The following is a 13,011-nucleotide window of genomic DNA, read 5'->3' on the forward strand; positions in this document are numbered from 1 at the left end:
GCAGAGGGTCCTCCTTGACCGGCAACCAGCACTAACCTCGAAAAGGCAAGACCTCGCCCGGCGTGCTGAGCGACTGCAGCGATCCGGGGTCGGCGCCGCCGATCCAGCCGAGCACCGCGCGTGCGAGCTCGGAGCCGGCGAGCCGGAAATTCTCGTTGACCACCAGCAGTTCGCGCCGGAACAGATGCAGCAGTTCCGACGACTGTTTCGAAACCACGTCGACGTCGCGGCCGAGCTTCAGGCCGGCATCCTCGATGCCGGCGACGATGGCGAGCGTCGCCGCAGCGGCGCTGCTGACGAAGCCGTCCGGCCGATCCTCGCGCCGCATCAGCTGCGCGGTCCGCATCCTGATCTGCTCGATCGAATGATCGATCGTGACGGTGTTGAACGGCACTTCGCTGACGCCGACTTCGCTCAGCGCATCGGTGAAACCGTCCACAGTGTGGCCGCGATAGGTCAGGCCGATGGGTGGCGTCAGCAAAGCGAGCCGGCGTCGGCCCATGCCGGCCAGATGCCGCACCGCTTCGCCGGCGAAGGCGTAGTTGTCGAAGTCGTGATAGGGATGCACCAGCCCCATGTCGGTGCGGCCATGCGTGGCGAAGGGAATGCCGCGCTCCAGCATGTAGCGGGCCCGCGGATCGTTGGGCTGCGTGCGCGAAATGATGACGCCGTCGGCGGAGCCCGTCTCCACCAGGTAGCGGACCGGATCCAATGGATCCTGCGAGCGCGAATAGGGCGTGACGATCAGGTGATAGGGCGTGTCGGCGATCGCCTCGGTGACGCCATAGATGATGTCGGAGACGAAGCTCATCAGCTCGTGCTCGGTGTTGAGCACCAGGCTGATAACGTTGGTCTTGCCGGTTCTCAGCCTCACCCCGGCGCGGTTGGGACGATAGCCGATCTGCTTGGCGACGAGCTGGACGCGGCGCCTGGTTTCGGCGCCGATTTCGGGCGCATCCTTCAGCGCGCGCGAGACGGTGGTGACGCCGAGCCCGGTCATGAAGGCGAGCGTCTTCAGCGTCGGCCGTTCCCTGGCCGACGTGTCGCCGTCCTTGTCCTTGGTTCGTCTGTCCATTCGTCCCGCCCATCAGGCGCATAGCAGCCGCGAGGCTGACCGGCAATCCTTCGCGTCGACATTTGCGCGGCTTTCAGCCCGTGACGCGATTCAATATACTGAAACGTTACAGATTGCCAACTCCCCAGACCAGGCGGTTGAGCGCGATCTTCACCGCCAGTGGTGAGGAAGTGAGCCGAAAGCCACTGGAATCGCAAAGAAATCTCAGTTTCCTGCGGGTTTTGGCATCATTCGGTTGAGCTTGGCACTGCCGAGCGCTTCCAGCAGAAGGATTTTGTTCGCGACTCGAAAAAATTTTGGACGAAGTTCATTCGAGGGGTTGCCTATGCCGGTCATTTGCCGTATCGAAAATCTGTAACGTTTCAGATTCTGGGAGGAAACCGAAATGCGATACAAATTCCTGACTGCCGCGTTCGCCGCGACGGTCGCGCTCAACTTCGCCGGACCGGCGGCCGCGACCGACCTCGAAGTCACCCATTGGTGGACTTCGGGCGGCGAGGCGGCGGCGGTGGCTGAACTCGCCAAGGCCTTCGACGCGACCGGCAATCACTGGGTCGATGGCGCCATCGCCGGCTCCGGCGGCACGGCGCGGCCGATCATGATCAGCCGCATCACCGGCGGCGACCCGATGGGCGCCACCCAATTCAATCACGGTCGCCAGGCCGAGGAGCTTGTCCAGGCCGGGCTGATGCGCGACCTCACCGATCTCGCCACCAAGGACAAGTGGACGGAAATCGTGCGGCCTAAGAGCCTGCTCGATAGCTGCACCATCGACGGCAAGATCTATTGCGTGCCGGTCAATATCCATTCCTGGCAGTGGCTTTGGCTGTCGAACGAGGCCTTCCAGAAGGCAGGCGTGCCGCTGCCTAAGGACTGGAACGAGTTTGTGGCCGCTGCGCCGGCGCTGGAAAAGGCCGGCATCATCCCGCTCGCCGTCGGCGGTCAGCCCTGGCAGGCATCGGGCGCCTTCGACGTGCTGCTCGCTGCGGTCGGCGGCACCGACGCCTTCCTCAAGGTCTACAAGGAAAAGGACGCCAAATTCGCCGGCGGCCCCGAGATCGCCAAAGTGTTCAAGGCCGCCGACGACGCGCGCAAGATGGCCAAGAACACCAACGTGCAGGACTGGAACCAGGCGACCAACCTCGTCATCACCGGCAAGGCAGGCGGCCAGATCATGGGCGACTGGGCGCAGGGCGAGTTCCAGGTCGCCGGCAAGACCGCCGGCAAGGACTATACCTGCCTGCCCGGCCTCGGGTTGAACGAGGTCATCGCGACCGGCGGCGACGCCTTCTACTTCCCACTGCTCAAGGATGCGGACAAGGCCAAGGCACAGGAAGTCCTGGCCGAGACGCTGCTCGATCCGAAGACGCAGGTCGCCTTCAATCTCAAGAAAGGCTCGCTGCCGGTGCGCGGCGACGTCGACCTCAACACGGCGAACGACTGCATGAAGAAGGGTCTCGCCATCCTCGCCAAGGGCGCCGTCATCCCGTGGACGGACCAGTTGCTCTCGCAGGACAGCCAGAAGCAGAAGGAGGATCTGTTCTCCGAATTCTTCGCCAAGCCCGACATGACGCTCGAAGAGGCGCAGAAGCGCTTCGCCGACATCATCGCTTCGGCCGACTGATCGACGGCGCCCCCGCCAGCTCCCGGCCCCTGCTTATCCGGGGTCGGGAGCGAGATGTCCTCATTGTCCCCGCGCGGCTGCCGAGATGAGCAACAGCGAACGCCCCAACCAGCTTTTCCGCAATCTCAATGCCAAGGTCGCGTCGATCCCGATGATCCTGACCGCGCTGGTGGTCTTCGTCGGCGGCACGGCCTGGACGGTGCTCTATTCCTTCACCAATTCGAAGCTGCTGCCACGGCTGAGTTTCGTCGGGCTCGACCAATATTACCGGCTGTGGGCGACGCCGCGCTGGCTGGTCTCGATCGAGAATCTTCTGATCTACGGCGCCATCTCGCTGGTGTTTTCGCTGGTCATCGGCTTCATCCTGGCGGCGCTGCTCGACCAGAAGATCCGCTTCGAGGACACGTTCCGCACCATCTTCCTCTATCCCTTCGCGCTTTCCTTCATCGTCACCGGCCTCGTCTGGCAGTGGCTGCTCAATCCGGACTTCGGCGTCCAGCGCGTCGTGCGCGACCTCGGCTGGACGAGCTTCAGCTTCGATCCGCTCTACAATTCCAGCATTGTCATCTACGGCATTTCGATCGCAGCACTGTGGCAAGGCACGGGGCTGATCATGTGCCTGATGCTCGCCGGCCTGCGCGGCATCGACGAGGACATCTGGAAGGCCGCGCGGGTCGACGGCATCCCGATGTGGAAGACCTATCTCTTCATCGTCATCCCGATGATGCGACCGGTCTTCATCACCACGCTGGTGATCATCGCAGCGGGCATCGTCAAGGTCTACGACCTCGTGGTTGCCCAGACCAGCGGCGGCCCCGGCATCGCCTCCGAAGTGCCGGCGAAATACGTCTACGACTACATGTTCTTCGCCCAGAATCTCGGCCAGGGTTTTGCCGCCTCGACCATGATGCTGCTCTCGGTGGTCATCGTGATCGTGCCATGGGCCTATCTCGAATTCGGAGGCAAGAAGCATGGCTGAGATTGCGGCTTCCATCCCCGTCAAGGCGGACGCCCTCCGGCGCGAGGCTCCGTTGCCCGATACATTGGGGCCGAGCGGAACGAAGCCGCGACACGTGCTGTCGCGCCGCAACATCTTCCTCTACGGCACGCTGATCGTCGTGGCGCTCTATTATCTGCTGCCGCTTTACGTGATGGTCGTCACGTCGCTGAAAGGCATGCCGGAAATCCGCCTCGGCAACATCTTCTCGCCGCCGCTGGAGATCACCTTCGAGCCTTGGGTAAAGGCGTGGGCGACCGCCTGCACCGGGCTTAATTGCGACGGGCTCTCGCGCGGCTTCTGGAATTCGGTGCGCATCACCGTGCCGTCGGTGCTGCTGTCGATCGCGATCGCTTCGGTGAACGGTTATGCTTTGGCCAACTGGCGCTTCAAGGGCGCCGACAGCTTCTTCATTATCCTGATCGTCGGCGCCTTCATCCCCTATCAGGTGATGATCTATCCGATCGTCATCATCCTGCGCGAGATCGGCATCTACGGCACGCTCACCGGCCTGGTGATCGTGCATTCGATCTTCGGCATGCCGATCCTGACGCTTCTGTTCCGCAACTATTTCACGTCGATGCCGGAGGAGCTGTTCAGGGCCGCGCGCGTCGACGGCGCCGGGTTCTGGGGCATCTATCTACGCATCATGCTGCCGATGTCGATGCCGATCTTCGTCGTCGCCATTATCCTGCAGGTGACCGGCATCTGGAACGACTTCCTGTTTGGCGTCGTCTACACCCGCCCCGACACCTATCCGATGACGGTGCAGCTCAACAACATTGTCAACTCGGTGCAGGGCGTGAAGGAATACAACGTCAACATGGCCGCGACCATCCTGACCGGCCTCGTGCCGCTCATCGTCTATTTCGTTTCCGGCAAGCTCTTCGTGCGCGGCATCGCCGCTGGCGCGGTGAAAGGATGATGATGGCAGCAGCAATCGCCAATCCCAGCGTTTCGATCCAGGACCTGTCGCTAAATTTCGGCGTCATGTCGGTGCTGAAGACGCTCAACTTGGACGTCGCCGAGGGCGAGTTCATCGTGCTGCTCGGGCCGTCGGGCTGCGGCAAGTCGACCTTGCTCAACTGCATAGCCGGCCTGCTCGACATTTCGGAAGGCCGCATCTTCATCAAGGGCAAGAACGTCACCTGGGAGGAGCCTAAAGACCGCGGCATCGGCATGGTGTTCCAGTCCTACGCACTCTACCCGCAGATGACGGTGGAGAAGAACCTGTCCTTCGGCCTGCGCGTGGCCGGCGTGCCGAAGGAGGAGATCGCCAAGCGCATCGCACGCGCGGCCGAGATCCTGCAGATCGAACCGCTTCTGCAGCGCAAGCCGTCGGCGCTTTCCGGCGGCCAGCGCCAGCGCGTGGCGATCGGGCGGGCGCTGGTGCGCGACGTCGACGTCTTCCTGTTCGACGAGCCGCTCTCCAACCTCGACGCCAAGCTGCGCTCTGAGCTGCGCGTCGAGATCAAGCTTCTGCATCGCAGGCTGCAGAACACGATGATCTACGTCACCCATGACCAGATCGAGGCGATGACGCTGGCCGACCGCATCGCGGTGATGAAGGGCGGCGTGATCCAGCAGCTCGATGCGCCGCAGACGATCTACAACCGCCCGGTCAACCGTTTCGTCGCCGGCTTTCTCGGCTCGCCGGCGATGAATTTCCTCAAAGGGGAGTTGCAGGCGGGCGATGCTCCCCTGTTCAAGGCCGATGGTGTTTCCGTGCCGCTCGGGCGCTATCAGTTCGATGGCGACAACGGCCGTGCCGGCAAGCCCTGCGTTTTCGGCATCCGGCCCGAGCACATTGCCCTCGGAGACGCGGCCAAGGCGATGCCCTTCACCGCCGAGTCAACGGTCGAGATCGTCGATCCGATGGGCTCCGACACGCTGGTTTGGACCAAGCTCGGCGGCCAGATCCTCTCGTTCCGCGTCGAAGCGGACAAGACGCTGCGCAACGGCGATGCGATCCGCATCGGCTTCGATCCGGCGCGCGCTTCGCTGTTCGACGCCGAGACCGACAGCCGCCTTTAACCCGAAAAAATCATCCCCAAGCAGAACGGACAGGACAGATGAACTGGTCATTCCAACTCTACAGCGCCCGAAATTTCCAGCCATGGGACGGCGTGCTGAAGATGCTCGGCGAGCTCGGCTACAAGGAAGTCGAAGGCTTCGGCGGCGTTTATGACGATCCCAAGGCTTTCCGCGCCGAGCTCGACAAGAACGGGCTCGCCATGCCGACCGGGCATTTCTCGATCGATGCGCTGGAAAAGGACTTCGACGGCGTGCGCAGAACAGCCGATGCGCTCGGCATCTCGCTCTTGATCTGCCCCTATCTGATGCCCGATGCGCGGCCCGGCGATGCCACCGGCTGGCGCGGCTTCGGCGAGCGGCTCGCCAAGGTCGGCGAGACCGTGAAGAAAGGCGGCTACGGATTTGCCTGGCACAACCACGATTTCGAGTTCAAGTCGCTCGCCGACGGTTCGCTGCCGCAGGACCATATCTTGTCCGCGGCGCCCGACATCGGTTGGGAGATGGACGTCGCCTGGGTGGTGCGCGGTGGCGCCGATCCGCTGCCCTGGATCGAGAGGCACGGCAGTCGCATCAATGCCGTCCACGTCAAGGACATGGCCAAGCCAGGCGAGGGGCTCGACGAGGACGGCTGGTCGGATGTCGGTCACGGCACCATCGACTGGCCCGGCCTGATCAAGACGTTGCGCGCCAGAAGCGCGGCAAAGTATTTCGTCATGGAGCAGGACAACCCCAACGACATCGAGCGCTTCGCCCGTCGCTCGATCGAATCCGTCAAGAATTACTAGGACATACCATCATGGCAAACAAACTTGGCGTAGGCGTCATAGGCTGCGGCAACATCTCGAAGGCGTATTTCTCGCTGGCGCCGCTGTTTCGCGGCATCAAGATGCGCGCCTGCGCGGATATCAACATGGACGCGGCGAAGATGCGGGCGAAGGAGTTCAAGCTCCGCGCCGAGACGGTCAACGACCTTCTCAAGGACGACGAGATCGACATCGTCGTCAATCTCACCGTTCCGGCCGTGCATTATGAAGTGTCGAAGGCGGTGCTCGAGGCCGGCAAGCACGTCTATTCGGAAAAGCCTTTCGTGCTGTCGATCGAGGAAGGGCTCGACCTTAAGAAACGGGCCGAGAAGAAGGGGCTACGCATCGGTTCGGCGCCGGACACGTTCTTCGGCGGCGCGCATCAGCTGGCGCGCGAGCTGATCGACAGCGGCAAGCTCGGCAGGATCACCAGCGGCACGTGCCATGTGATGGGCCACGGCATGGAGCACTGGCACCCCAACCCAGATTTCTTCTTCCAGCCGGGTGCCGGCCCGGTGCTCGATATTGGTCCGTACTACGTCACCAACCTGATCCAGCTGATCGGACCGGTAAAGCAGGTTGCGGCCTTTGCGGCGACGCCGGCCAAGGAGCGAACGATCAGCTCAAAGCCCCGCGCGGGCGAAAAAATCCCGGTCAACACGCCGACCACCATCCACGCGCTGCTGGAGTTCGCGAACGGCGCCGTGGTGACGCTCAACACCAGCTGGGACGTCTGGAGCCATGGCCACGCGCCGATGGAGCTTTATGGCGAGGCGGGCACCGTCTTCGTGCCCGATCCGAACTTCTTCGGTGGCGAGGTTCGCTTCACCGATGCGACCAAGCCGGTGAAGAAGCTGCCCAAGTGGGATCATCCGTTCGGCGTGCCCAACGAGATGCACAGCCAGGGCATGATGGCCAACTATCGCACCGCAGGCCTTGCCGACATGGCGATCGCCATCGCCGAAGGGCGGCCGCATCGCTGCTCGATGGAGCTGGCGCTGCATGCCGTCGACGTCATGACCGGCATCCTGCGCTCCGGTGAAAGCGGCAAGTTCGTCGTGATGCAAACGACTTGCGAGCGACCGGCAGCGCTCGGCATCAAGGAGGCCAAGGCGCTGCTGGCGAAGAAAAAGTAGGTGGCGACCCCTCTCCCCGTTTCGGCGGGGAGAGGGTAAGGATGGAGGGCAAGCATCGATTCAAGTCATGTAGCGGCGATCCCCGCGCCGCTTCGATCCCGAGGATTCCCCATGCCCTATGTCGCCGCCGAGAACCGCTACGAGAAAATGATCTACAACCGTTGCGGACGGTCCGGCCTCAAGCTGCCGGCCATCTCGCTCGGGCTGTGGCACAATTTCGGCAACGACACGCCTCACAGGACCAAGCAGGCGATCGTGCGCAAGGCCTTCGACCTCGGCATCACGCATTTCGACCTCGCCAACAATTACGGCCCGCCGCCCGGCTCGGCCGAGACCGCGTTCGGCGAGATCTTGCGTACTGATTTCGCCGCCTATCGCGACGAGCTGATCATCTCGACCAAGGCGGGCTACGGGATGTGGGAAGGTCCCTACGGTGAATGGGGCAGCCGCAAATATATGCTGGCGAGCCTCGACCAGAGCCTGAAGCGGATGGGGCTCGACTATGTCGACATCTTCTATTCCCATCGCTTCGATCCCGAGACGCCGCTGGAGGAGACGATGGGTGCGCTCGACCATGCGGTGCGCTCGGGCAGAGCGCTCTATGCCGGCATCTCCTCCTACAACTCGCAGCGCACGCGCGAGGCGGCCGACATTCTGCGCCAGCTCGGCACCCCTTGCCTCATCCACCAGCCGAGCTATTCGATGCTCAACCGCTGGGTCGAGGAGGACGGGCTGCTCGACACGCTGGAGGGGCTGGGCATCGGCTCGATCGTGTTCTCACCGCTGGCGCAAGGCATGCTGACCGACAAATATCTCGGCGGCATTCCCGAGGGCAGCCGTGCATCCCAGGGCAAGTCGCTCAGGCCCGCCTTCATCAACGACCAGTCGATCGCCAACATCAAGGCGCTCAACGCCATCGCCGGCCGGCGCGGCCAGACGCTGGCGCAGATGGCGCTGGCCTGGGTGCTGCGCAAAGGCAGGGTGACGACGGCGCTGATCGGCGCCAGCCGGCCGGAGCAGGTCGAGGATTGCGTCGGCGCGCTCAAGACGCTCGAGTTCAGCGATGCCGAGCTTGCCGAGATCGACAGCTACGCACGCGAGGCCGACATCAACCTGTGGGCGGCTTCCGCCGAGCGCAAGGGGCCGCCGCGCAAGTAGTGGCTGCGCGCCAGGCAAGCCAACTGCGGAAACAGTGGCAAAAATGCGCATTCGTCGCTATCTCATGAGCGGTGAGCGTTTCATGTGCGCAATCGGCACGCGAGACGATGCGACGACCGGATGGACAAGATGACGGCAAGGGATGCGCTGACCAAGAACCAGCTGTGCGTGCTCGAGAAGCTCGAGGCCGCTAGCGGGCCGCTCAGCGCCTATATGCTGCTCGACCAGCTGCGCGAGCGCGGCTTCCGGGCGCCGCTGCAGGTCTATCGCGCTTTAGACACGCTGGTGAAGTCGGGCTTCGTGCACCGGCTCGAAAGCCTCAACTCCTTCGTTGCCTGCGCCGAGCCGCACGATCACAGCCACTCGATGACCGCCTTCGCGATCTGCGACAGCTGCGGCCAGGTGACCGAGATGTCCGACCACGATGTCGACCACCGGCTGGACGAGTGGGTGCGCTCGACGGGTTTCGCCGCCAAGAAGGCGGTGATCGAGTTTCGGGGCGTGTGCGCGAAGTGCCGGGCCGAGGCCGCGTAAGACCTTCACGTCGTCATACTAGGGCGAAGCAAGGAGCGAAGCGACGCGCGCAGACCCTAGTATCCATGCCGTGACATACACTCGCCGCCAACGGCGCAGAATCTGGATCGAAGAGCGGCGTACCTTGCGAGGCTATCCGCAACCGCCGTGCGCGCGTCGCTTCGCTCCTTGCTCCGCCCGTGGATGACGAACGAATCTGAGGCGTTAATGCGCCTCGTCCCAATTATCCGCGGCCCGCGCATCGACATGCAGCGGCACCGACATCGAGACCGCCGGCATCGGCGCGTTCTCCATCACCCGGCGCACCACGGGGATCGTCGCTTCGACTTCCGCTTCCACCGTCTCGAAGATCAGCTCGTCATGCACCTGCAGCAGCATGCGGGCCGACAGCTTCGCCTTCTCCAGCGCTTCTTCCATATGCACCATGGCGCGACGGATGATGTCGGCGGCGGTGCCCTGGAGCCTGGCGTTGATCGAGGCGCGCTCGTTGAAGGCGCGGAGCGACGGGTTGGAGGACCTTATCTCCGGATAGTGGATGCGGCGGCCGAAGATGGTCTCGACGAAGCCGTATTCGCGGGCATAGGCCTTGGTTTCCTCGATATAGTCACGGATACCCGGGAAGCGCTCGAAATAGCGCTTGATGTAGGCGCTTGCCTCCTCGCGCGGGATCGACAGCTGGTTGGCGAGGCCGAAGGCCGAGATGCCGTAGATGATGCCGAAATTGATCGCCTTGGCGCGCCGGCGCACTTCAGAAGGCATGCCTTCGACTGGCACGTTGAACATTTCCGACGCGGTGATGGCGTGGATGTCGGCGCCGTCGGCGAAGGCCTGCTTGAGCTGCGGGATCTCGGCGACATGCGCCAGCACGCGCAATTCGATCTGGCTGTAGTCGGCCGAGACCAGCTTGTGGCCTTTCTCGGCGATGAAGGCCGTCCTGATCTTGCGGCCTTCCGCAGTGCGCACCGGGATGTTCTGCAGATTGGGATCGGAGGAAGACAGGCGTCCTGTCGTGGTCGCCGCCAGCGCATATGAGGTGTGGACGCGATTGGTGCCGGGATTGATGAAGCCCGGCAGCGCATCGGTATAGGTCGATTTCAGCTTGGTGAGCTGGCGCCAGTCGACGATCTTGCGCGGCAGCTCATGGCCTTCGGCGGCAAGGTCTTCCAGAAGCTGCGCCGAGGTCGACCACTGACCGGTCTTGGTCTTGGAGCCGCCGGGCAGGCCCATCTTGCCGAACAATATGTCGCCGAGCTGCTTGGGCGAGCCAATGTTGATGCGCTCGCCGACGATCCCGTATATCTCCTCCTCGACGCGGGCGGCACCCTGCGCCAGCTCGCCCGACAGCCTGGACAGGATCTGCCGGTCGATCGAAATGCCGCGCTGCTCCATGCGGGCGAGCACGGGCACCAACGGCCGCTCCAGCCGTTCATAGACGGAAACGAGGCCCTTGGCGGCGAGCCGGGGTTTCAGCAGCTGCCAAAGCCGCAGCGCCAGATCGGCCTGCTCGCCGGCATAGGCGGTCGCCCGCTCGATGTCGACCTGGCCGAAGCCGACGGCGCTCTTTCCCGAGCCGGCAAGCTCTTTCTTCGAGGCCGGTGCATGGCCGAGCCACTTCTCCGACAGCGAGGCGAGGTCGTGGCCGCCGGAGGTGCCGGCGTCGAGCACATAGGAGACTAGCATGGTGTCGTCGAACGGGGCGACCTCAATGCCGTGCCGGCTCATCACGACGATGTCGTATTTCATGTCCTGCACGATCTTGAGGACCGACCTGTCCTCGAGCAGCGGCCTGAGCAGCGCCAGCGCCTCGCGGACCGGGATCTGGTCCGCCAGCATGCCGCCGCCAAGCAGGTCGCCGTTGCCGCTCTTATGGGCGAGCGGCACGTATACGGCGCGACCGGGCGCGCTCGCCATGGAGAGGCCGACCAGCTCGGCCTGCATCGGATTGGACGAGGTGGTCTCTGCGTCGAAGGCCAGGATGCCGGCCTCCTTCGCCTCGGCGATCCAGGATTTGAGCGTGGCCGTGTCGCGAATGGCCGTATAGGCCGAAGGGTCGATCTTGCGCGCCGTCGCCTGCTCCAGCCGCAGCGCCGAGAGCAGGGAAGGGGTGTCGCCCTGCGGCGGAGCGTTTTCCGCTCTTACTGGCGCGGCAGGCTTCGCGGCGTCGTTCGGCGTCGCCATGGCCGGCCTTGGGGCCGGCGGCGCGCCGGCGCCGACATCGGGGCCGTGCGCGGTGTCGGCGCGCTCGATGGTGACGGGCGCCGCCTGCACGTCGCCGATATCGGTTCCGGTCGCTTCCGCGACGCGGCGGGTCAGCGTGGTGAATTCCATGGTCTTCAGGAAGCCGATCAGCTTCGGCCCGTCCGCCGCATGCAGGATGAGATCGTCCAACCCTTCCTTCAGCGGCACGTCGTTCTTCAGCGTCACCAGCTCGCGTGAGATGCGCGCCTTGTCGGCATTGGCGATGATGGTTTCGCGCCGCTTGTCCTGCTTGATCTCGCCGGCGCGGGCCAAAAGCCCATCGAGGTCGCCGAATTGCTCCAGAAGCTGCGCCGCGGTCTTCGGTCCGATGCCCGGCACGCCCGGAACGTTGTCGATCGAGTCGCCGGTCAGCGCCTGCAGGTCGATCATCTTTTCCGGCGGCACGCCCCATTTCTCAATCACTTCGGGGACGCTGATCCGGCGATCCTTCATGGGATCGTACATACGGACCGTCGGGCCGACGAGCTGCATCAGGTCCTTGTCGGAAGAGACGATGGTGGTGTCGGCGCCAACTTCACAGGCGAGCCGGCAATAGGTGGCGATGATGTCGTCGGCCTCGAAGCCTTCCATCTCGATGCAGGGCAGATTGAAGGCCACGGTCGCCTGGCGGATCAGGCCGAATTGCGGGATGAGGTCTTCCGGCGGCGCCGAGCGGTTGGCCTTGTATTCGGGATAGAGATCGCTGCGGAAGGTTTTCGAGGAATAGTCAAAGATGACGGCGAAATGCGTCGGCGCAATGCCCACACTGGTGTTGCGTGCGTCCTGCATCAGCTTCCACACCATGTTGCAGAAGCCGAGCACGGCACTGGTCGGCAGGCCGTCGGATTTGCGGTTGAGCGGCGGCAGCGCGTGGTAGGCGCGGAAAATATAGCCGGAGCCGTCGACAAGAAAGAGATGATCGCCTTTTTTCATGCCGGCAGGGATAGCGCGGCAGGGCGGCGCGGTCCATGCCAAAGGCTGCGCAACCCACGGGTTCCGGCAACGCCCCTGACAGATACTGTCCATCAAAGCGCATCGGGCCGACAGGGCATCGGGTGACGCGCCTTCAGGCTATGCTTTGATGCATGCCGGTCCCAAAACCGCCGCGCATTTTCTGCGACGTGCATAAGAATCCGGCCGCTCACGGCTATGTTACAAAAGTGTAATTTTCGTGCCCTTGAATCGCCATGTTCACGGACCCAAATAGCTGTCATCGGCAGTTTTCGCCGAAGTCCGGAGTAAGGCCCGTCCCCCGCCTATCCCGGGCAAACTGCGGCAGCCTATCCCCCCTCTCCGGGCTGCCGCAACGTTTCGAGTAAAGACCGCCGTGGTTTCCCCTCCACCACGGCGGTTCTTTTTTGCCTGCAGCCCGCGTGTTACCGGCGCCAGAGTCCTTGGTCCAACGATCACGG

The 13,011-nt window shown here is 63.6% G+C and carries 9 protein-coding genes and 1 pseudogene; 8 read left to right on the plus strand and 2 right to left on the minus strand.

Going from position 1 to position 13,011, the window contains the following annotated elements; genetic code table 11:
• Window positions 1-31: 31 nt before the first annotated feature.
• Entirely contained in the window at window positions 32-1,075 is a 1,044-nt protein-coding gene (locus P9236_RS06690; protein WP_278073814.1) for a LacI family transcriptional regulator, read from the minus strand.
• Between the two features lie 385 nt (window positions 1,076-1,460).
• On the opposite strand from P9236_RS06690, the gene P9236_RS06695 reads away from it, so the two are divergent.
• From P9236_RS06695 to P9236_RS06730, 8 genes and pseudogenes are all read left to right on the plus strand, one after another.
• A complete protein-coding gene (locus P9236_RS06695) occupies window positions 1,461-2,699 on the plus strand; it encodes an ABC transporter substrate-binding protein (protein ID WP_278073815.1) in 1,239 nt (412 codons plus the stop codon).
• An 85-nt stretch (window positions 2,700-2,784) separates the two neighbouring features.
• Window positions 2,785-3,678, plus strand: a complete 894-nt coding sequence (locus P9236_RS06700; RefSeq protein ID WP_278073816.1) for a sugar ABC transporter permease — start codon at window positions 2,785-2,787, stop codon at window positions 3,676-3,678.
• Window positions 3,679-3,745: 67 nt separating this feature from the next.
• Window positions 3,746-4,621 (plus strand): annotated as a pseudogene (locus P9236_RS06705) (carbohydrate ABC transporter permease); the annotation flags it as partial.
• Window positions 4,621-5,730, plus strand: a complete 1,110-nt coding sequence (locus tag P9236_RS06710; protein ID WP_278073818.1) for an ABC transporter ATP-binding protein — start codon at window positions 4,621-4,623, stop codon at window positions 5,728-5,730. The pseudogene P9236_RS06705 and the gene P9236_RS06710, both read left to right, overlap by 1 nt.
• 38 nt (window positions 5,731-5,768) lie before the next feature.
• Complete coding sequence (locus P9236_RS06715; RefSeq protein ID WP_278073819.1) at window positions 5,769-6,515, plus strand: sugar phosphate isomerase/epimerase; 747 nt, start codon at window positions 5,769-5,771, stop codon at window positions 6,513-6,515.
• A gap of 11 nt (window positions 6,516-6,526) precedes the next feature.
• Complete coding sequence (locus P9236_RS06720; RefSeq protein ID WP_278073820.1) at window positions 6,527-7,669, plus strand: Gfo/Idh/MocA family oxidoreductase; 1,143 nt, start codon at window positions 6,527-6,529, stop codon at window positions 7,667-7,669.
• 111 nt (window positions 7,670-7,780) lie between these two features.
• Window positions 7,781-8,827, plus strand: coding sequence for an L-glyceraldehyde 3-phosphate reductase (gene mgrA, locus P9236_RS06725; protein ID WP_278073821.1), 1,047 nt, complete (start codon window positions 7,781-7,783; stop codon window positions 8,825-8,827).
• 129 nt (window positions 8,828-8,956) lie between these two features.
• Window positions 8,957-9,361 carry a Fur family transcriptional regulator gene (locus tag P9236_RS06730; protein ID WP_059184736.1) on the plus strand — a complete coding sequence of 135 codons (405 nt, stop codon included), beginning with the start codon at window positions 8,957-8,959 and terminating at the stop codon, window positions 9,359-9,361.
• Window positions 9,362-9,565: 204 nt separating this feature from the next.
• Here the strand turns inward: P9236_RS06730 and polA are convergent, their stop codons facing one another.
• Window positions 9,566-12,532, minus strand: a complete 2,967-nt coding sequence (gene polA, locus P9236_RS06735; RefSeq protein ID WP_278073822.1) for a DNA polymerase I — start codon at window positions 12,530-12,532, stop codon at window positions 9,566-9,568.
• Between the last annotated feature and the right edge of the window lie 479 nt (window positions 12,533-13,011).

This window comes from Mesorhizobium sp. WSM4884 (assembly GCF_029625675.1).
Lineage (GTDB): Bacteria > Pseudomonadota > Alphaproteobacteria > Rhizobiales > Rhizobiaceae > Mesorhizobium.

Coding starts and splice junctions, on each gene's coding strand:
- P9236_RS06690 (WP_278073814.1), bottom strand. CDS start 1,075: ATGGACAGACGAACCAAGGACAAGGACGGCGACACGTCGGCCAGGGAA.
- P9236_RS06695 (WP_278073815.1), top strand. CDS start 1,461: ATGCGATACAAATTCCTGACTGCCGCGTTCGCCGCGACGGTCGCGCTC.
- P9236_RS06700 (WP_278073816.1), top strand. CDS start 2,785: ATGAGCAACAGCGAACGCCCCAACCAGCTTTTCCGCAATCTCAATGCC.
- P9236_RS06710 (WP_278073818.1), top strand. CDS start 4,621: ATGATGGCAGCAGCAATCGCCAATCCCAGCGTTTCGATCCAGGACCTG.
- P9236_RS06715 (WP_278073819.1), top strand. CDS start 5,769: ATGAACTGGTCATTCCAACTCTACAGCGCCCGAAATTTCCAGCCATGG.
- P9236_RS06720 (WP_278073820.1), top strand. CDS start 6,527: ATGGCAAACAAACTTGGCGTAGGCGTCATAGGCTGCGGCAACATCTCG.
- mgrA (WP_278073821.1), top strand. CDS start 7,781: ATGCCCTATGTCGCCGCCGAGAACCGCTACGAGAAAATGATCTACAAC.
- P9236_RS06730 (WP_059184736.1), top strand. CDS start 8,957: ATGACGGCAAGGGATGCGCTGACCAAGAACCAGCTGTGCGTGCTCGAG.
- polA (WP_278073822.1), bottom strand. CDS start 12,532: ATGAAAAAAGGCGATCATCTCTTTCTTGTCGACGGCTCCGGCTATATT.